Here is a 19229-nt window from a genome sequence, read left to right on the forward strand (position 1 = left end):
CGCTGGACATCGGTCACCGACAACGGCGGAATCTTCGGGCCAGGACGACTCATACCCCAACCAACGACAAACCTCTGACTCAGGTCACTAGGTCGCGGGCGGGACACGCTGCGCCGAGGGCACGTATATGCGTCGACAGCGGTCCTCGGCACCCGGCAAAGTGGCCGTCCGTGACGAGCAGTGAACTGTGGACCCGCGCGACCGCCGACCGTTACGACGCCGAGGAGACCGAGGCCTCCTCGGCTGCCGTTCTCGAACCGACCCTCGCCTTCCTCGCCGAGCTCGCCGGAGACGGGCGGGCGCTGGAGTTCGCCATCGGAACCGGGCGGGTGGGCGTCCCGCTCCGGGAACGGGGCGTGCCGGTGGTGGGCATCGAACTGTCCGCGCACATGGCAGCGGTGCTGCGGCGCAAGATCGACGCGGACACCCTCCCGGTCACCATCGGGGACATGGCCACCACCGTCGTCCCGGGCGGGTTCACCCTGGTCTATCTCGTCTACAACACCATCACGAACCTGCTCACGCAGGACGAGCAGGTCGAGTGCTTCCGCAACGCCGCACGGCATCTGGAGCCCGGCGGCCGCTTCGTCGTCGAGCTGGGCGTGCCGCCGCTGCGGTTCCTGCCGCCCGGCCAGGTCGCGGTGCCGTTCGACGTCTCCGAGCGGCATCTCGGCTTCGACACCTTCGACCTGGTCGAACAGGTTCTCGTCTCGCACCACTTCACCCGCGACGGCGACGGCGGCCACTACCGCCGCGAAAACTCCCGGCACCGGTACGCCTGGCCGGCCGAGCTCGACCTGATGGCACGGATCGCCGGGCTGGAACTGGAACGCCGCGTCGCGGACTGGGACGGGGCGCCGTTCGCGCAGGACTCCGTGAAGCACGTCTCCGTGTGGCGCAAGCCGATCTGAGGGCCGCCCCCGTGCCCCCGGCCCTGGTCCTGACGGCCCCGCTCCGCATGCGTACGCGTCGCGGCGGGCGTATGAAGGGAGGGACCGCTACAAGATCGGAGTCGGCATGGACGACTACCCGCTGCTCAACATCTTCTGGACGATGTTGTGGCTGTTCCTGTGGATCATGTGGTTCTTCCTGCTCTTCAAGGTCATCACGGACCTGTTCCGTGACCACAGCCTGAACGGCTGGGCGAAGGCGGGATGGCTCATCTTCGTGCTGGTGCTGCCGTACCTCGGCGTGTTCGTCTACCTCATCGCGCGCGGGAGGAGCATGGGCGAGCGGGATGCGAAGCAGGCCCAGGAGAACGAGGCGGCCTTCCGGCAGTACGTCCAGCAGGCGGCGGGCCCCGGCGGCGGTTCGGCGGACGAGCTGCACAAGCTGTCCGCCCTGAAGGACAAGGGTGACATCAGCCAGGAGGAGTTCGAGCGCGCGAAGGCCAAGCTCCTGGCCTGAGCCGCCCCCTGCGGGGTCAGACGACGAGGAGCGGGACGAGCAGGGCGAAGGCCGCGCCCGCTTCCACGGCGTAGCCGTAGAGCGAGGGGTGCTGGACGGGGGCGGCGAGCAGGACCACGCTCTGCCGGGCGGCGGCCGCCGCCACCCAGTCGGCGTCGGCCCCCAGGTTGCCCTCGTACCAGCCTTCGCAGGAGCCGGGACCGCTGACGGCGAGCAGGTCGTCCTCGCGGCGGTACAGGGCCCGCCATTCGGCGGCGGGCACGGACCAACCGTCGAAGTCGGTGAACCGGGACCAGCCGCCCTCCCGGATGGCGGTGTCGAACATCCAGACCGGCGTCCCTTCAGGGGTCACCTCGCCGGCGGACTGCTGGTCGGTCGTGAAGTGGACCATGGGAAGGGCGTCGGGCCCGTCGGCGGTGCTGGGCCAGGCGTACATCGTGATCATCGACTGATTCTGTCCTGCTCGAAGTAGGCCTCGTGTCACGAGGCGCCCGGGCGGCGGCCGTTCTCCAGTTCCACGGTGCCCTCGCCCGACCGCAGGACCCGGCAGGCCTCTTCGGTGCGCCGGCCGAGGGATCCGGGGAGGTAGGCGGTGAGTTCGGCGGGGTCGACCAGCCGCCAGGAGATCAGCTCCTCCTCCTGGAGCTTGATCGAGGCGAGCTGTCCGGCGTCGAGCACGCCGCCGTCGTAGACGTACGCGACCAGCGGCGGGCGGCCCTCGCCGAGGGACCAGTCGACGGCGAGCAGCCGGCCGAGCGGGAGGTCGAGGCCGATCTCCTCGGCGCTCTCGCGGCGGGCGGCGGTACGGGGCGACTCGCCCTGGTCGGACTCGATGGTGCCGCCCGGCAGGGTCCATCCCTCGCGGTAGTTGGGCTCGACGAGCAGGACCCTGCCTTCGGCGTCCCGGTAGAGGGCGGCCGCGCCGGCCAGCACCCGGGGCAGGCTCGCGATGTAGGTGGCGTAGTCATCCGTGGTGGTCACGCCGCCACCCTACCGAGATCACGCACCGGGGCCGCCGGGCCCGTCCTCGCGGTCCCGGCCCTTGGACCCGGCGACGCGCCGCAGGCGTGCGTGGCGGTCGGGCCCCTGCTCGGTGAGGGCGTCGCCGACCATGGCCCGGACGGCGTCCCGCATGCCGTGCAGGGCGTGGTGGCGGGCGGGTCCGGCGCCGGGGTCCTCGCGGAGTTCCTTCACCAGGGCCCAGCAGAGCAGCAGCATGACGATGACGAAGGGCAGCGCGACCAGGATGGTGGCGGTCTGCAGGGACTTCAGGCCGCCCGCGACGAGCAGTACGGCGGCGACGGCGGCCATCAGGACGCCCCAGGTGACGACGAGCCAGGTGGGCGGGTGGAGGGAGCCGCGGCTGGTGAGCGAGCCCATGACCAGGGAGGCGGAGTCGGCGCTGGTGACGAAGTAGGTCATGACCAGGAGCATCGCCACCCAGGAGGTGACCGTGGACAGCGGCAGCGCGTCGAGCATCGCGAAGAGCGAGGCCTCCGTACCGTCCTTGATCTTGGCGGCGAAGTCGACGGCGCCGGTGGAGTCGAGGCGGATGGCGGTGCCGCCCATCACGCAGAACCAGACGACGGTGGCTCCGCTGGGCACGAGCAGCACGCCGACCAGGAACTCGCGGATGGTGCGGCCGCGCGAGATGCGGGCGATGAAGGTGCCGACGAACGGGGCCCAGGAGAGCCACCACGCCCAGTAGAAGATCGTCCACGCGCCGAGCCAGGCGGAGTCGGTGAAGGCGCCGGTGCGGGTGGCCATGGGCACCAGTTCGCTGAGGTAGCCGCCGACGCCGGCCGGGATCACGTCGAGGATGTAGACGGTGGGGCCGAGCACGAACACGAAGAGCATCAGGACGGCGGCCAGCACGAGGTTGATGGTGCTGAGCCACTTCACGCCCCTGTGCAGGCCGGAGAAGGCGGAGAGGACGAAGGCCGCCGACAGCGAGCCGATGATGATCAGCTCGACGGTGGTGGAGTCCTCGATGCCGGTCGTGAGGCTGAGCCCTTTCGAGACCTGGAGCGCGCCGAGTCCGAGGCTGGTGGCGGTGCCGAAGACGGTGGCGAAGACGGCGAGCAGGTCGATGGCCTTGCCGGCGGGGCCGTCGGCCCGCTCCTGGCCCATCAGCGGCACGAACGCGGAGCTGAGGCGGTTGCCGCGGCCCTTGCGGAAGGTCGCGTAGGCCAGGGCCAGGCCGGCGATCCCGTAGATGGCCCAGGGGGTGAGGGTCCAGTGGAAGAAGGAGTACTCCATGGCCGCGAGGGCGGCGGCGCCTGTTCCGGGAGCGGCCCCCGAGGCGGGCGGCGGGGCCAGGTAGTGGGTGAGCGGCTCCCCCACCCCGTAGAACATCAGGCCGATGCCCATGCCGGCGCTGAACATCATCGCGATCCAGGCGAGGTTGGTGAACTCGGGCTCGGAGTCGTCGGCGCCGAGGCGGATCCGGCCGAAGCGGCTGATCGCGAGCACGACGCACAGGACGAGGAAGCTGTCGGCGGCGATCACGAACAGCCAGGCGAAGTTGTTCAGGACCCAGGCCAGCGCGGTGCTCGACGCGGTGTCGAACGAGTCCTTGCCGAGGGCCGCCCAGGCGACGACGGCCAGCACGGCGATCACGCCCACGGTGACGACGGTGTGGTCGGGCGCGCCGTCCGCGGGCCCGGCGGATCCCCCTCCCGGGGTCTCCGGACGTGCCTGTTCCCGTGATTCCGCGCTCATGCGGCCACACTATGCAGGCGTATATCCCCATTTAGGACCATGGCGCGCCGGGTGTGGCCCAGGCCACTCATGGGCATAGGAGGATCCTCCGGATAAGCTCATGGCGGCGCGACTGCACTGTTCGATAGCAAGGGAATAGCAAGGTGACGGACGGAGCAGTAACTGAGGCCGCGCGCGTGCTCATCGCCGCGGACAAATTCAAGGGCTCGCTCACGGCCGTTCAGGTCGCGGAGCGGGTGACGGCCGGGCTCCGCTCGGCGGTACCGGACGTGGAGATCGAGACCCTCCCCGTCGCGGACGGCGGCGACGGTACGGTCGCGGCCGCCGTGGCGGCCGGTTTCGAGCGCCGGGAGGTACGGGTCACCGGACCCCTCGGCGACCAGGTCACGGCCGCTTTCGCGCTGCGCGAGGGCACCGCGGTGGTCGAGATGGCGGAGGCCTCCGGGCTGCAGCTGCTTCCCGCGGGCACCTTCGCCCCCCTGACGGCGACCACGTACGGCTCGGGCGAGCTGCTGAAGGCGGCGCTGGACGCGGGCGCACGCTCGATCGTCTTCGGTGTGGGCGGCAGCGCCACCACCGACGGCGGCGCCGGCATGCTGGCCGCGCTGGGCGCGAAGTTCCTGGATGCGAACGGCGAACCGGTCGGTCCGGGCGGCGGCGCGCTGGCCGACCTGGCCTCGGCCGACCTGTCGGGCGTGGACCCGCGCTTCGCGGACGTGGAATTCGTCCTCGCGAGCGACGTGGACAACCCGCTGACCGGCCCGAAGGGCGCCCCGGCGGTCTACGGCCCGCAGAAGGGCGCCTCGCCCGAGGACGTGGCGACGCTCGACGCGGCGCTCGCGCACTTCGCGGTGGTGCTGGAGAAGTCGATCGGTGCGAAGGCCGCCGAGTGCGCGGTGCTCCCGGGCGCGGGCGGCGCGGGCGGCATCGGCTACGGCGCCCTGCTGCTCGGCGCCACGTTCCGTCCCGGCATCGAGCTGATGCTGGAGGTGCTGGGCTTCGCGCCGGCCCTGGAGCGGGCCACGCTGGTCATCACGGGCGAGGGCTCGCTGGACGAGCAGACCCTGCACGGCAAGGCCCCGGCGGGCGTCGCGGCCGCGGCCCGCGCCGCGGGCAAGCCGGTGGTGGCGGTCTGCGGCCGGCTGCTGCTGGGCCAGGAGGCCCTGGAGGCCGCCGGCATCCGCAAGGCGTACCCGCTCACGGACCTGGAGCCCGACCCGGCGAAGTCCATTCCGAACGCGGGTCCCCTGCTGGAGCAGGTCGCGGCCGGCATCGCCGCCGACGTCCTCTGACGCGCCCGGCACGGCCCCCGAGGCCCGGACCCCCGCCCCGGGGTCCGGGCCTCGGCCGTGCGGGAGGCGGGTGCGGCGGCCCGCAGAGCGCCGGGAGAACCCCGGGAGCGGCCGGACGCCCCTCTCGGGGAGTCCCGGCCGCCGCCCCCAAACGCCCGGACAGTGTTAGAAATGGCTCATGACCGGACGTAATGGTCGCCAGGCGACCGGGCGGGGCTCGCGCCTGCTCGGGCGCCTGTCCCTGGGGGCGCACAGTGTCGCCGGTCAGGTCTTCGCCCTCCAGGCGGTGATCGTGCTGCTGCTGATCGCCGCTGCCGCGGCGGCCCTGGTGGTCCAGGCCCGGTACGACAGCGAGCGCGACGCACGCCACCGCTCGCTCGCGGTCGCCGAGGGCTTCGCCCACTCCCCCGGTCTCGCGGCGGCGCTGGCCTCGCGGAATCCGACGGCCACGCTCCAGCCGCTGGCCGAGGCCGCCCGCCGGGCCTCGGGGGTCGACTTCGTCGCCGTGATGTCCACCGACGGGGTCCGCTACACCGACTCGCGGCCCGAACTGATCGGCCGGCGCGCCACCGGCGACCTCAGCCGCGCCGTCTCCGGCCGGTCCTTCACGGAGACCTTCAAGGGCGAGCCGAGCAACGCCGTCCGGGCCGTGGTCCCCGTGCGGAACGCCGAGGGCGACGTCGTCGGCCTGGTCGGCACCGGCATCGAGGTGGAGAACGTCTCCATGGTGGTCGAGGGCCAGCTGCCGCTCCTCCTCGGCGCCGCCGCGGGCGGCCTGCTGCTCGGCACCGCGGGCGCCGCCCTGGTCAGCCGCCGGCTGCGGCGCCAGACCCGCGGCCTCGGCCCCGCCGAGATGACCCGGATGAACGAGCACCACGAGGCGGTGCTGCACGCCGTGCGCGAGGGCGTGCTCATCATCAGCGCGGACCATCGGCTCGTCCTCGCCAACGACGAGGCCCGTCGCCTCCTGGACCTCACCCCGGACTCCGAGGGGCGCGACGTCGCCGACCTCGGTCTCGACCCGCGCACCACCGAGCTGCTCGTCTCCGGCCGGGTCGTGACGGACCACGTGCACCTGGCGGGCGACCGGCTGCTCGCGGTCAACGTACGGCCCACCAAGCCGTACAAGGGCCGCCCCACCGGCAGCGTCGTGACCCTGCGCGACTCCACCGAGCTCGCGGCGCTCTCCGGCCGGGCCGAGGTGGCCCGCGGCCGGCTCCAGCTGCTGTACGACGCCGGGGTGCGGATCGGGACGACCCTGGACGTGGTACGGACGGCGGAGGAGTTGTCGGAGGTCGCCGTCCCGCGCTTCGCGGACTTCGTCACGGTGGAGCTGCTGGAGCCGGTGCTGCGCGGTGACGAGCCCTCCGGCGTGTACACCGAGATGCGCCGGGCGGCCATCACGGGGGTGCGCGCCGACTCGCCGCTCCAGCCGGTCGGCGACGTCATCCGCTTCGTGGTGCCCACGGCCCCGATGGCGGCGGCCCTGGACGCCGGGCACGCGGTGCTCGCGCCCGATCTGAACGCGGCCATGGGCTGGCGGGCGCAGGACGAGACCGGGACCCGCGAGGCCCTCGGCTACGGCCTGCACTCGCTGATCTCCGTACCGCTCCAGGCGCGGGGCGTGGTCCTGGGCATGGCCAACTTCTGGCGGGCCGACACCCCGGAGGCCTTCGACGAGGAGGACCTGTCCTTCGCGGAGGAGCTGGGTGCGCGCGCGGCCGTCTCCATCGACAACGCCCGCCGCTTCACCCGCGAGCACGCGATGGCCGTCACGCTCCAGCGCAGCCTGCTGCCGCGGGTGCTGCCCGAGCAGAACGCCGTGGAGGTGGCCTTCCGCTATCTGCCCGCGATGGCGGGGGTGGGCGGGGACTGGTTCGACGTGATCCCGCTGCCGGGCGCCCGGGTGGCCCTGGTCGTCGGGGACGTCGTCGGGCACGGGGTGCACGCGGCGGCCACCATGGGCCGGCTGAGGACCGCCGTGCACAACTTCTCCACCCTGGACCTGCCGCCCGACGAGCTGCTGGGGCACCTGGACGAGTTGATCAACCGGATCGACCAGGACGAGGCCGGGAGCGACGGGGACGGGGACGGGGAGGACCCGCAGGGGGTGCCCGAGCCGGCCGCGATCACCGGCGCCACGTGTCTCTACGCGGTCTACGACCCGGTCTCCGGGCGGTGCGAGATGGCCAGCGCCGGACATCCCGGGCCCGCGCTGATCCGGCCCGACGGCCGGGTGGAGTTCCTCGAGCTGCCCGCCGGGCTCCCGCTCGGCGTGGGGGGCATGCCCTTCGAGGCCACCGGCTTCACGCTGCCCGAGGGGAGCCGGCTGGTGCTGTTCACCGACGGCCTCGTCGAGGACCGCGACCGGGACTTCGACGCCGGCCTGCGGCTGCTCGGCGAGACGCTGTCGCGGCCGGGCCGCAGCCCGGAGCAGGCCTGCGCGGACGTGCTCGCGGCGATGCTCTTCCCGGTGCCGAGCGACGACATCGCCCTGCTGATCGCCGACACCCGGCGGCTGGAGGCGGACCGGATCGCCGAGTGGGAGGTGCCCGGCGAGCCCTCGGCCGTCTCGCGGGTGCGCAACGCGGGCTCCGCGCAGCTCGCCGCCTGGGGGCTGGAGGAGATCTCCTTCACGACCGAGCTGATCCTCAGCGAGCTGATCACCAACGCCATCCGCTACGGGAGCGCGCCCGTCCGGGTCCGGCTGCTGCGCGACCGCACCCTCATCTGCGAGGTCTCCGACGGCAGCAGCACCTCCCCGCACCTGCGGTACGCGGCCACCACCGACGAGGGCGGGCGGGGACTGTTCCTCGTCGCGCAGTACGCCGAGCGGTGGGGCACCCGCTACACCGACCGCGGCAAGGCCATCTGGGCCGAGCTGCCACTGACCGGGGGCGGGGAGCCGCAGGAGCCGGATCCGCCGGACCTGGACGCCCTGGAGGACATGGCGTGGTGAGCGTACCGGCCGCCGTCACACCGGCCGGGTACGGGCCAGCAGCACCGCCACGTCGTCCTGCTGGGCGCACGGCAGCAGGGAGCGCAGGATCCCGTCGCACAGCTCGTCCAGCGGCTGCTCCGGCCGGCACAGGGCCTGCGCCAGCCGGTCCATGCCCTGGTCGAGGTCCCGGTCCCGGGCTTCGATGAGGCCGTCGGTGTAGAGCACGAGCAGGCTCCCCGCCGGCAGCCGCACCTCCTCGGTGCGGAAATCCTGCCCGCCGGTGCCCAGCGGGGTTCCGGGCGGCCCGTGGAGGAAGGAGACGGTCCCGTCGGTGGCGGCCACGGCGGGCGGCGGATGCCCGGCGCGGGCGATGACGCAGCCGCCGGACTCCGGGTCGTAGACGGCGTACACGCAGGTCGCCATCTCGTCCTCGCCCAGGTCGGCCACCACGGCGTCGAGCGAGCCGAGCATGCGCTCCGGGGACACGTCGTGGCGCGCGAGGGTCCGTACCGCCGTGCGCAGCTGTCCCATGACGGCCGCCGCGTGGACGCCGTGGCCCATGACGTCGCCGATGACCAGTCCGGTCCGGCCGCCGGGCAGGGGGATGACGTCGAACCAGTCGCCGCCGACGTCGTGGTCGCTGGCGGGCAGGTAGCGTCCGGTGAGCACCAGGCCGGGGACCTCGGGCAGCGCGCTGTTGGTGAGGCTGCGCTGGAGGGTGAGGGCCGTGTCCCGCTGGTGGGTGTACATCCGGGCGTTGTCGATGTTGAGGGCCGCACGGGCGACCAGCTCGTCGACGAGGACGCAGTCCTGCTCGTCGAAGGGCTCCCGCTCGCGCGTGCGCGTCACGGTGACCGCGCCGAGTACGGTGCCGCGCGCGACCAGCGGGACCAGCCGGGCCGAGCCCAGGGTCGCGAGGTAGCCGCGCAGGGCGTCGGCGCGCGGGGAGGTGATCAGTGCCGGGATGTCGGACACGTAGAGGTTCGTGGGCCGGCCTTCCGTGATGAGCCGCTCGTAGTGGGTGCCCACGGGGATCTGGAAGGTCTGGCCGGGGGTGAGCTTGGCGGTGGGGGCGCTCGGGTCGGGGAAGCGGGCCGCCAGGCGGCGCAGGACGCCTCGGGTGGAGGCGGCGGGCACGGCGCCCTCGTCGGGGCCCAGGACCGCCTCCAGGAGCTGTACGTCGGCCGAGTCCGCGAGCTGGGGCACCAGCACCTCCACGATCTCCTCGGCCGTGCGGCGCAGGTCCAGGGTGGTTCCGATGCGGGTGCCGGCCTCCGCGAGCAGCTCGAACCGGCGCTGGGCCCGTCCGGCCTCGGCCTGCGCCCGCTCGGCCTCGGTGATGTCGATGAGGGAGGCGATGACCCCGAGGGCCCGGCCGGAGCCGTCGAGCAGCGGGGCGTACGAGCAGGACCAGGTCCGGTCGTGCTCGGGGTCGGCGGGGGTCCGCCCGGTGCGGCGGACGTCGACGACCCCGGTGCCCTGGTCGAGGACCTGGCGCATCGTCGCCTCCAGGGCGGCGGCGTTGACCCCGGGCACCACCTCGGTGAGCCGTCGGCCGATGTGCTCGGCCGCGGAGACGCCGTTCATCCGGGCCAGCGCGTCGTTGACCCGGAGGAAGCGCAGGTCGGGGCCGAGGGTGGCGAGGCCGATGGGCGACTGCGTGAAGAGGCTCTGGAGGGCGGCGAGCGAGTCCCGCATGTGGAGGACCTCGGAGGTCTCCACGGCGATGAGCAGGGCGCCCGTACGCCCCTGTGGGTCGACGGCGGGCACGATCCACATCTCCATGGGGACGCGGTGGCCGTCGCGGTGGCGCACGGGAAGGGCGCCGACGACGGTCTCGCCGGCCTGGACGCGCCGGGTCAGCTGGTCGGCGAGCTCGCGGTTGGCGTCGGGGACGAGGACGGCGGTGCCGAGGCGGCCGATGACGTCCTCGGGACGGTGCCCGAGGAGGTCCTGGGCGGCCAGCGACCATTCGACGACGCGACCGTCGGCGTCCTCGCGCCACAGGGCGATCGGCAGCAGCTCGCGGAGCACGCCCGCGTACCCGACAGCCGCCACCGGCTGTTCCGGCACCTCGCTCGTCGACTGGTAAGTGTCCAATGCACCGACCTCACCCCGGGGGGCTGATTCCTACCGATTCACCCTATCCGAGGCGTCGGCGCGGGGCCTCCAGACTCCGGACGACCCTCGGGCGGCTTCCGGGGCCGGCGCCTCCGCGCACCTTTCGTCAGCCATGCCGCTTCACGCCAACTCTCCTTCTTTCCAGAAGAGTTGCATTCGATCTCACCTATGTTCTCTGGGGCACATCCCGTCGTTCCAGGAGGTCAGATTGCAGTCCAGGCGCCCCTTCGCCGTTCCACGCCTGTTACGCCGTTCCCACCTGCTCATAGCCTTCGGCCTCGGCTCGCTGCTGATCGGCCTGACCCCGTGGCTCGGGGTCTCCAGCACGGCGGCCGGCCGGGCCCCGGCTCCCCGGCCCACGCCCGTGCCGCAGGACCAGCAGACGGCGAAGCAGTCACCGCACCACGGCGTCGCGCCGGCGAACGCCATGGAACCCACGGCTCCCGTCCTCGACCGGACCGGATGGACGGCCACCGCGAGCGACGAGGAGACCGCCGGCGAGAACGGCCGCGCGGCCAACGTCCTCGACGGCAACACCACCACCCTCTGGCACAGCAAGTGGAGCGGCACGCCCACCCCGCTGCCGCACACCCTCACCATCGACATGCGCCGGACTTCGGTCGTCTCCGCACTCGTCTACCGACCCCGTACGAACGGGCCCAACGGGCGCGTCGGTGAGTACGCGATCAGCCTCAGCGCCGACGGACAGAGCTGGGGAACCCCGGTCGCCACCGGCACCCTCGCCGACGACGCCTCCGCGAAGACGCTGGGCTTCGCCCCGCAGGGCGCCCGGTACGTGCGCCTGACGGCCCTCACCGAGGCCGGCGGCCGCGGGCCCTGGAGCTCCGCCGCCGAGATCGACATGCTGGGCGACCCCGGCACCCCCGCGGCCACCGTCGACCTGTCCCGGACCGGATGGACGGCCACCGCGAGCGACGAGGAGAGCGCCGGCGAGAACGGCCGCGCGGCCAACGTCCTCGACGGCAACACCGCCACCCTCTGGCACAGCAGGTGGAGCGGCACGCCCACCCCGCTGCCGCACACCCTCACCATCGACATGCACCGCACGTCGGTCGTCTCCGCGCTCGTCTACCACCCGCGCGCGGACGGGCCCAACGGGCGGGCCGGCGCGTACAGCGTCCAGACCAGCACCGACGGCATCACCTTCGGCGCGCCGGTGGCCTCGGGCACCTGGCGGGACGACGACACCGTCAAGACCGCCACCTTCACCCGGGCCGAGCACGCCCGGTACGTACGGCTGACCGTGACGAGCGAGGCCGGCGGCCGCGGCCCGTGGACCTCCGCCGGCGAGATCCGGCTGAGCGGGCCGGCCAGCCCGGCCGTCCACGGCTCCTGGGGCCGGATCACCGGCTTCCCGCTGGTGCCGGTGGCCACCGCCGTCCTGCCCGGCGACAAACTGCTGGCCTGGTCGGCGTACGCGGTCGACCGCTTCGGCGGCAGCAACGGCTACACCCAGACCGCGATCCTGGACCTGAAGACCGGCAAGGTCACCCAGCGCCGCATCGACAACACCGGCCACGACATGTTCTGTCCGGGCATCGCCATGCTGGCCGACGGCCGGGTGCTGGTCACCGGGGGCAGCAACGCGGAGAAGGCGAGCATCTACGACCCGGCCGCCGACACCTGGTCCGCCACCACCAGCATGAACATCGCCCGCGGCTACCAGGCCATGACCCTGCTCTCCACCGGCGAGGCCTTCGTCCTGGGCGGTTCCTGGAGCGGGGCGGCGGGCGACAAGGCCGGCGAGGCCTGGTCGCCGGACACCCGTACCTGGCGCAAGCTCCCCGGCGTCTCCGCCGTCCCGGCGCTGACGGCGGACCCGGCCGGCCCCTACCGGGCCGACAACCACATGTGGCTGTACGCCACTTCGGGCGGCAAGGTGCTCCAGCTCGGTCCGAGCAGGCAGATGAACTGGATATCGACCACGGGCCAGGGCGCCATCACCCCCGCCGGCACCCGGGCGGACAGCCAGGACGCCATGACCGGCAACGCCGTCTCCTACGACATCGGCAAGCTGCTCACCCTGGGCGGCTCCCCCGCCTACCAGGACAGCCCGGCCACCCGGCGCGCCTACACGGTGAACGTCACGGGCGACCAGGCCCAGGCGGCCCGTACCGGGGACATGGAACACGCCCGGGCCTTCAGCAACAGCGTCGTCCTGCCCGACGGCAAGGTGGCCGTCTTCGGCGGGCAGGCCCGGCCGGTGCCGTTCAGCGACGCGACCTCGGTGCTGACGCCCGAGCTGTGGGACCCGGCGACCGGAGCCTTCACCCCGCTCGCCTCGATGGCCGTGCCGCGCAACTACCACAGCGTGGCCAACCTGCTGCCGGACGGACGGATCTTCTCCGGGGGCGGGGGGCTGTGCGGTGACTGCGCCACCAACCACGCCGACGGGGCGGTGTTCACGCCGCCGTACCTGCTGAACGCGGACGGATCGCCGAAGCCGCGTCCGGTCATCTCCGGGGGCGTGCCCGCCAGGACGGCGCCCGGCACCTCGCTCACGGTGCGTACCGAGGGTCCGGTGGCCTCCTTCGTCCTGATGCGGGCGGCGGCCGCGACCCACTCCACCGACAACGACCAGCGGCGGGTCCCGCTGGTGTCGACGGCCGACGGCGCCGGCTCCTACACGGTGTCCGTTCCCGCCGACACCGGTGTGGTCCTGCCGGGCACCTACATGCTCTTCGCCCTCGACGCCCAGGGGGTCCCGAGCATCGCCAGGTTCCTCACCGTCTCCTGACCCGGGCGGCCCGCGGGTGATCCCCGGGTGACCTCGGGTGACCCTGAGCGGTGTCCGGCCCTCGCGGGGCCGGGCACCGCCTCTCCCGCGCTACGCCGTCCGTACGGCCCGGGCCGTGTCGGCCGCGCCCAGGACTCCCGCGATGCCCCGGGCGAGGCAGGGGATGCGGTGCGCCGGGATGCCCGCGATGTTGATCCGGCCCGAGGTCGTGCCGTAGACCGCGTACTGCCTGCGCAGCAGGAGCATCTGCGGGGCGGTGAGCGGCAGCATCGAGAACATGCCCTTCTGCCGGGCGAGGGAGCGGGCCTGCTCGGCGCAGTCCAGGGCGCTCAGGTGGGCGGTCAGATCGGCCCGGTTGGCCATGATCCGGCTGCGCATGACGTCCAGTTCCGCGCGCCAGGCGGCCCGCAGCCCCTGGTCCTCCAGGATCGTGGTGACGACGGCCGCGCCGTGCTCGGGCGGCATCGAGTACAGCGTGCGGGCGGCGTTCTGCAGGGCCGTCTCGGCGTGCCGCACGGCGCGGGCCGAGGACCCGAGCACGATGGCGCAGCCGACGCGGTCGCTGTAGAGGCCGAAGTTCTTCGAGCAGCTGACCGCGATCAGCATCTCCGGGACGCGCGCCGCCAGCATCCGCGTGGCCAGCAGGTCGGCTTCCAGGCCGTCGCCGAGACCGTGGTAGGCGAGGTCCACGAAGGGCACCCAGCCGCCCCGGGCGGCGGACTCGGCCAGCGCCTCCCAGTCGTCGAGCAGCGGGTCCACGCCCGTCGGGTTGTGGCAGCAGCCCTGGAGGAGCACCACGTCGTCCCGCCGGGCTTCCCGCAGCTCCCGCAGGACGCCGGCCGTGTCGAAGCCGCCCTCGGCGTCGCGCCAGCCGTACGTGCGCACGTGCAGCCCGGCGGCCTCCAGGATGGGCCGGTGGTTGACGTACGCGGGATCGCTGATCCACACCGTGGTGCCCGGGCGGGTCCGGCAGATCAGGTCGGCCAGCAGCCGCAGCGCGCCGGATCCGGCGACGGTCTGGACGGCCGCGGCCCGGTCGGCCGGCCCCTGCGGGCCCAGCACGAGGCCCAGCAGGGACCGGTTGAAGGCGGCGTTCCCGGAGAGCCCGCGGTACTCCTTGGACTCGGAGCGCTCGGCCAGACGCATCTCGGCCTCGCGCACGGCGGCCATGACGGGGGTGGTGCCCGTCTGGTCCCGGTAGACCCCGAGGACGAGGTTCAGCCGTTCGGGCCGCTCGTCGCTGCCGAACTCGTAGGTCAGGTCCCACAGCGGGTCGGTGGGCGGCGGGGGGAGGAGCTCAAGCATCTGCGGGAACCTCGGGTCTGGGGCGGCGGTTGGCGAGGACCACGCCGGTGGTGATCAGGGGGACGCCGACGAGTACGGCGAGGGTGGGTGTCTCGCCGAGCAGGGGGACGGCGAGCAGGACGACGGCGACGGGGCTGAGGCTGCCGACGACGGAGCTGCGCTCGGCGCCGAGCCGGCGGATGGCGAAGGCGTACAGCAGGCCGGCGCACAGCCCGACGCCGAGCCCCTGGACCACGAGGAAGAGGGCGATGTCGCCGCCCGCCGCGTGCGCGAGGCCCGTCGGGAGCACCCCGGTCAGGACCAGGACCCCGATCGCGGCGAAGGAGGGCAGGCACAGCAGTCCGATCGATCCGACGGGATCGAGGTCCACCTCGCGCAGGCCCACCGTGTAGAGGGCCCACAGGCCGCTGGCGACGAGGAGGATGCCGGAGCCGGCGAGCACGTCGGTGTCCACGGGAACGACGTAGCGCCAGACGAGGGCGGCCACACCGGCCGCGATCAGCGCGAGTCCCGCGGCCTGCGTCCCGCGGGGGACGCCGTGCCCCCGCCGGATCATGATCGCGGAGACGAAGAGGGGGACCATCCCCGGGACGATCGAGCCGACGAAGGCGGCGGAGGTCAGGGCGCCGCCGTGCATCGCGGCGAGGAAGAAGGGCACCCCCGCACCGCAGATGATCTTGACTGCGGCGGCGGGCCGTACCGCGGCGATGCGGCGACGGCGCCGCCACAGGGCGGGGAGGAGCACGACGAGGGGAACGCCGAAGCGCAGCAGGGCCGCGTCGGCGGGCAGCAGGGAGGAGGCGCTCAGGGCGCGGGCGCTGAGCGCGAAGGCCGCCCAGATCGCCACGGTCACCAGCAGGGCCACCAGCCCCTCGGCCTGCGGGGAGAGCCGCAGGAGGCGCCGTGGGGAGAGCCCGCGCAGGCCGGGGTGTCCGGCACGCGGGCCCGCCGCGGCGTGAGGCCGGGCCGCCCGGGTGGTGTGCGTCGCGACCAAGGAAATTGCTCCAGCCTCTGGGACGCGGACCGGTCCGGTCCGTCCCGGGCAACGCTAGGGCTTCGGGCGGGGCAGCCGATTGCCAGTTCTGCCTCTCGGACATACGTTTGGGGCAGAATCTGCCAAGGAGTGGCCGTGGACGCAGTCGATCTGCAGATCATCCGGGAATTGCAGGCCGACGGACGCCTGTCCAACCAGGACCTGGCCGACCGCGTGCGGCTCTCGCCGTCGCCCTGCCTGCGCCGGGTCCGGCGGCTGGAGGAGGCGGGCCTGATCCGCGGCTACACGGCCATGGTCGACCAGGTGGCGTTCGGGCTCCCGGTCACCGTCTTCGTGCGGATCCGCCTGGAACGCCATACGGCGGAGGCCGTACTGCTCTTCGAGGAGCACGTGGCCGTCATCGAGCACATCCAGGACTGCTATCTGATGGCGGGCAGCAGCGACTACCTGCTCCGGGTCGTCATCGAGGACCTGGAGGCCTACGAGGCCCTGGTGCGCCACCGCGTCCACGCCATCCCCGGGATCGCCTCGATCGAGTCGAGCTTCGCGTACGGCAGTGTCAAACAGTCCCGGACCTATCCGCGGCCCTCCCCCGGCGCGTCGCGGCGCGCGTGACCGGTCGCGGTGCCCCGCCCTATGCGGAGCCTTCGACCGCCGCCTCGAAGGCGGCGAAGGCGGCCGCGTCGAAGAGGACGAACCGCACCTCCCGCACCGCGGTCGGGGCGGCGGCCCGCACCGTCTCCACCGCGATCCGCGCCCCGTCGTCCATGGGCCAGCCGTACACACCGGTGGAGATGGCCGGGAAGGCGACCGTACGGGCCCCCAGCTCGTCGGCGATCCGCAGCGATTCGCGGTAGCAGGAGGCCAGCAGCTCCGAGCGGTCCTCCTCGCGCGACCAGACCGGGCCCACCGTGTGGATGACGTGCCCGGCGGGCAGCCGGCCGGCCGTGGTGGCCACGGCCCGGCCCGTCGGCAGTCCCTTGCCGTAGTGCGAGCGCCGCAGGTCCTCGCAGGCCGCGAGGATCTCCGGGCCGCCGCGGCGGTGGATGGCGCCGTCCACCCCGCCGCCCCCGAGGAGCGAGGAGTTGGCCGCGTTGACGATCGCGTCGGCCTTCTCGGCGGTGATGTCGCCGAGCACCAGGGTGATGCGGACCATGGGGACGTCCTTTCGCGAGGGGTACGGTGACCGGCCCGAGCCGCCGAGCCGCCGTCAGGCGTCGGTGCGCAGGTGGCGCCAGACGGCCTTGGCGGCGTTGTGGCCGGACATGCCGTGCACCCCGGGGCCCGGCGGGGTCGCCGAGGAGCAGAGGAAGACCGCCGGGTGGGCCGTCGTGTACGGGGAGAGGGAGATCTTCGGGCGCAGCAGCAGTTGGAGGCCCGAGGCGGCTCCGCAGGCGATGTCCCCTCCGACGTAGTTGGGGTTGCGGGCGGCGAGCTGGGGCGGTCCGGCCGTCGCGCGGGCCAGGACCAGGTCGCGGAAGCCGGGGGCGAAGCGCTCCAGCTGCCTCTCGACGGCCCCGGTGAGATCGCCGTCCCAGCCGGCGGGGACGTGGCCGTACGCCCAGAAGACGTGCTTGCCCTCGGGCGCTCTGCCGGGGTCGAGCAGGCTGGGCTGCGCCGTGATGAGGAAGGGGTTGCGGGGGGCCCGGCCGCCCGAGGCCAGCTGCAGGGCGGCGTCGATGTCGCGGGTGCGCGGGCCGATCTGGACGGTGCCGGCGCGGCGCGGCTCCTCGGCGGTCCACGGGACCGGGCCGTCCAGCGCGTAGTCGATCTTGAATACGGAGGCGCCGTACCGGTAGCCGTCGTAGGCCCGCCCCAGCCGGGCGATCCGGGCCAGCGCGGTCGGCGAGGTGTCGAAGACGTACGCCCGGGCCGGCGGGAGGTCGTCGAGCCGCTTGACCTCGAAACCGGTGTGGATCGTCCCGCCGAGGTCGCGCAGGTACGCCGCGAGCGCGTCGGAGACGGACTGCGAGCCTCCGCGCGCCATCGGCCAGCCGTTCGCGTGCGCGGCCAGCGCGAAGACCAGGCCGACGGCTCCGGTGCCGATCCCGCCGAGCGGAGCGATGACGTGGGCCACGAGCCCCGCGAACAGGGCCCTGGCCCGGTCGTCGCGGAAGCGGCGCAGGAGCCAGGTGGACGGCGGCAGCCCGGCCAGCCCGAAACGGGCGAGGGTGAGCGGGTCGCGCGGCAGCGCGGTGTTGGGCAGGGACATGAAGTCCCGGGCCAGGGTGTCCCACTTGCCGAGGAACGGGCCGACCAGACGGCGGTAGGCACCCGCGTCGCGAGGCCCGAACGACGCCGCCGTCTCAGCGACCGAGCGGGAGAGGACGGCGGCCGTCCCGTCGTCGAAGGGGTGCGCCATCGGCAGCGGGGCGTGCAGCCACTCCAGCCCGTACCGCTTCAGCGGCATCGTGGCGAAGACCGGGGAGCCGGCGCCGAGCGGATGCACCGCCGAGCAGGGGTCGTGCCGGAAGCCGGGGAGGGTGAGCTCCTCGGTCCGGGCGCCGCCGCCCACCGTTTCGGCGGCTTCGAAAACGGCCACCGAGAAGCCGCGCCGGGCCAGTTCGACGGCGGCGGTCAGCCCGTTGGGCCCCGCCCCCACCACGACCACATCGAGAATCGACGGCACTTGCGACTCCTTCGTCTCCGGCGGCCCTGCTCCTCCAGGATATTGCGCCCCGCGCCGCCGGCCGGACACCCCTGGGACGGCCCCGACCCCTATGCGGCGCCCGCACGGCGCCTCTACGGCACCTAGGCGCCCCGGAGCAGTTCCCGGATGCGTACGGCGGTGGGCTCGTCGCGGCCGACGGCGAACGGCAGCGCGTTGTCGCGGTCCACCCGGAAGGGGACCCCGTCGACGGTGCTCTGCGCCCCGCCGGCCTCGGCGACCAGCAGCAGTCCGGCCGCGTGGTCCCACGCCGACGGCCAGGTGAAGGCGAGGCCGTCCATCTCGCCGCGGGCCACCTTCAGGTACTCCAGGCCCGCCGAACCGCACGGCCTGGCCGCCACCCCCGGCACGTCCAGCCGGGCGAGCGTCCGCTTGTTCTCGTCGGAGGTGTACAGCGGGTGCGCGATGGCGACGCGCAGCGCGGCGCCGGCCTCCGGCGAACCGCTGTGGATCCGCTCGCCGTTGACGTACGCGCCCTGCCCGCGCACGGCGGTCGCCAGCTCCTCCAGCGCCGGGGCGAACGTCCACGAGGCGAGGATCTGCCCGCGCACGGCCAGCGCCACCAGGGTGCAGAAGGCCGGGTCGCCGTTGACGAACTGGCGGGTGCCGTCCACGGGGTCGACGATCCACACCGGGGCGTCCGCGCGCAGCGCCTCGTACACCGTGGGATCGGCGTGCACGGCCTCCTCGCCGACCACGGCGGAACCGGGCAGCAGCCGGGTCAGGGAGGCCGTGAGGTGCTCCTCGGCCCGGCGGTCGGCGACGGTCACCAGGTCGTGGGGGCCGCTCTTCTCGTCGACCTCGTGCTCGGCGAGCTGCCTGAATCTCGGCATGATCTCGATCGCCGCCGCCTTGCGGACGGCCTCTTCCACATCGGACAGGCCATGGGCCAGGAACTCATCGATCATGCCCCCAGCAAAGCACGGACGGCCGACAAACCCCACCGCCCTTCCCCGACGTCCGCCCGGCCGCCGGGTGGCCGGCGGGTGAACCGCCCCCGGGCCCCTGCGCGGGCCGGCCCC

General features: G+C 73.6%; 15 protein-coding genes. 6 read left to right on the forward strand and 9 right to left on the reverse strand.

Annotated elements, in window-relative coordinates:
• The first annotated feature begins 170 nt into the window (after positions 1–170).
• Positions 171–911 carry a class I SAM-dependent DNA methyltransferase gene (locus ACFYP3_RS30240; protein ID WP_388839322.1) on the forward strand — a complete coding sequence of 247 codons (741 nt, stop codon included), beginning with the start codon at positions 171–173 and terminating at the stop codon, positions 909–911.
• A gap of 106 nt (positions 912–1017) precedes the next feature.
• The gene (locus ACFYP3_RS30245; RefSeq protein WP_388839325.1) at positions 1018–1407 is read left to right on the forward strand and encodes an SHOCT domain-containing protein; all 390 of its coding nucleotides are present in this window, start codon (positions 1018–1020) and stop codon (positions 1405–1407) included.
• 16 nt (positions 1408–1423) lie between these two features.
• Here ACFYP3_RS30245 and ACFYP3_RS30250 read toward each other — a convergent pair whose 3' ends face one another.
• Genes ACFYP3_RS30250 through ACFYP3_RS30260 form a run of 3 tightly spaced genes read right to left on the reverse strand, consistent with a single transcriptional unit; the run spans position 1424 to position 4128 of the window.
• Positions 1424–1852, reverse strand: a complete 429-nt coding sequence (locus ACFYP3_RS30250) for a hypothetical protein (protein WP_388839328.1) — start codon at positions 1850–1852, stop codon at positions 1424–1426.
• A 35-nt stretch (positions 1853–1887) separates the two neighbouring features.
• Complete coding sequence (locus ACFYP3_RS30255; protein ID WP_388839331.1) at positions 1888–2388, reverse strand: NUDIX domain-containing protein; 501 nt, start codon at positions 2386–2388, stop codon at positions 1888–1890.
• An 18-nt stretch (positions 2389–2406) separates the two neighbouring features.
• The gene (locus ACFYP3_RS30260; RefSeq protein ID WP_388839334.1) at positions 2407–4128 is read right to left on the reverse strand and encodes a BCCT family transporter; all 1722 of its coding nucleotides are present in this window, start codon (positions 4126–4128) and stop codon (positions 2407–2409) included.
• Between the two features lie 143 nt (positions 4129–4271).
• On the opposite strand from ACFYP3_RS30260, the gene ACFYP3_RS30265 reads away from it, so the two are divergent.
• Together ACFYP3_RS30265 and ACFYP3_RS30270 are read left to right on the forward strand one after the other, a co-directional pair.
• On the forward strand, positions 4272–5420 hold the full coding sequence (locus tag ACFYP3_RS30265) for a glycerate kinase (RefSeq protein ID WP_388839337.1): 1149 nt from the start codon (positions 4272–4274) through the stop codon (positions 5418–5420).
• A gap of 178 nt (positions 5421–5598) precedes the next feature.
• Complete coding sequence (locus ACFYP3_RS30270; RefSeq protein WP_388839340.1) at positions 5599–8379, forward strand: SpoIIE family protein phosphatase; 2781 nt, start codon at positions 5599–5601, stop codon at positions 8377–8379.
• A gap of 15 nt (positions 8380–8394) precedes the next feature.
• Here the strand turns inward: ACFYP3_RS30270 and ACFYP3_RS30275 are convergent, their stop codons facing one another.
• Complete coding sequence (locus ACFYP3_RS30275; protein WP_388839343.1) at positions 8395–10461, reverse strand: SpoIIE family protein phosphatase; 2067 nt, start codon at positions 10459–10461, stop codon at positions 8395–8397.
• 229 nt (positions 10462–10690) lie between these two features.
• Here ACFYP3_RS30275 and ACFYP3_RS30280 point away from each other — a divergent pair, with 229 nt between their 5' ends.
• Positions 10691–13240 (forward strand): discoidin domain-containing protein, encoded by a 2550-nt coding sequence (locus ACFYP3_RS30280; protein WP_388839345.1) that lies wholly within the window; start codon positions 10691–10693, stop codon positions 13238–13240.
• Between the two features lie 90 nt (positions 13241–13330).
• Here the strand turns inward: ACFYP3_RS30280 and ACFYP3_RS30285 are convergent, their stop codons facing one another.
• The gene (locus tag ACFYP3_RS30285; protein WP_388839348.1) at positions 13331–14545 is read right to left on the reverse strand and encodes an aromatic amino acid transaminase; all 1215 of its coding nucleotides are present in this window, start codon (positions 14543–14545) and stop codon (positions 13331–13333) included.
• The gene (locus ACFYP3_RS30290; protein WP_388839351.1) at positions 14538–15539 is read right to left on the reverse strand and encodes a DMT family transporter; all 1002 of its coding nucleotides are present in this window, start codon (positions 15537–15539) and stop codon (positions 14538–14540) included. Before ACFYP3_RS30290 ends, ACFYP3_RS30285 begins: the two co-directional genes overlap by 8 nt.
• A 135-nt stretch (positions 15540–15674) precedes the next feature.
• On the opposite strand from ACFYP3_RS30290, the gene ACFYP3_RS30295 reads away from it, so the two are divergent.
• Positions 15675–16154: an Lrp/AsnC family transcriptional regulator gene (locus ACFYP3_RS30295; RefSeq protein ID WP_388839354.1), complete on the forward strand. Its 480-nt coding sequence runs from the start codon at positions 15675–15677 to the stop codon at positions 16152–16154.
• A 19-nt stretch (positions 16155–16173) separates the two neighbouring features.
• Here the strand turns inward: ACFYP3_RS30295 and ACFYP3_RS30300 are convergent, their stop codons facing one another.
• From ACFYP3_RS30300 to ACFYP3_RS30310, 3 genes are all read right to left on the reverse strand, one after another.
• On the reverse strand, positions 16174–16695 hold the full coding sequence (locus ACFYP3_RS30300; protein ID WP_388839357.1) for an O-acetyl-ADP-ribose deacetylase: 522 nt from the start codon (positions 16693–16695) through the stop codon (positions 16174–16176).
• Between the two features lie 54 nt (positions 16696–16749).
• Positions 16750–18168, reverse strand: coding sequence for a phytoene desaturase family protein (locus tag ACFYP3_RS30305; protein WP_388839359.1), 1419 nt, complete (start codon positions 18166–18168; stop codon positions 16750–16752).
• Between the two features lie 122 nt (positions 18169–18290).
• Positions 18291–19115, reverse strand: coding sequence for an inositol monophosphatase family protein (locus tag ACFYP3_RS30310; RefSeq protein WP_388839362.1), 825 nt, complete (start codon positions 19113–19115; stop codon positions 18291–18293).
• Positions 19116–19229: the final 114 nt, after the last annotated feature.

The sequence above is a fragment of the Streptomyces sp. NPDC005533 genome (assembly GCF_042871845.1).
GTDB lineage: Bacteria > Actinomycetota > Actinomycetes > Streptomycetales > Streptomycetaceae > Streptomyces.

Excerpts from the sequence above, each read along its gene's own strand:
- ACFYP3_RS30245 (WP_388839325.1), top strand. The coding sequence starts at position 1,018 with ATGGACGACTACCCGCTGCTCAACATCTTCTGGACGATGTTGTGGCTG.
- ACFYP3_RS30250 (WP_388839328.1), bottom strand. The coding sequence starts at position 1,852 with ATGATCACGATGTACGCCTGGCCCAGCACCGCCGACGGGCCCGACGCC.
- ACFYP3_RS30260 (WP_388839334.1), bottom strand. The coding sequence starts at position 4,128 with ATGAGCGCGGAATCACGGGAACAGGCACGTCCGGAGACCCCGGGAGGG.
- ACFYP3_RS30270 (WP_388839340.1), top strand. The coding sequence starts at position 5,599 with ATGACCGGACGTAATGGTCGCCAGGCGACCGGGCGGGGCTCGCGCCTG.
- ACFYP3_RS30285 (WP_388839348.1), bottom strand. The coding sequence starts at position 14,545 with ATGCTTGAGCTCCTCCCCCCGCCGCCCACCGACCCGCTGTGGGACCTG.
- ACFYP3_RS30300 (WP_388839357.1), bottom strand. The coding sequence starts at position 16,695 with ATGGTCCGCATCACCCTGGTGCTCGGCGACATCACCGCCGAGAAGGCC.
- ACFYP3_RS30310 (WP_388839362.1), bottom strand. The coding sequence starts at position 19,115 with ATGATCGATGAGTTCCTGGCCCATGGCCTGTCCGATGTGGAAGAGGCC.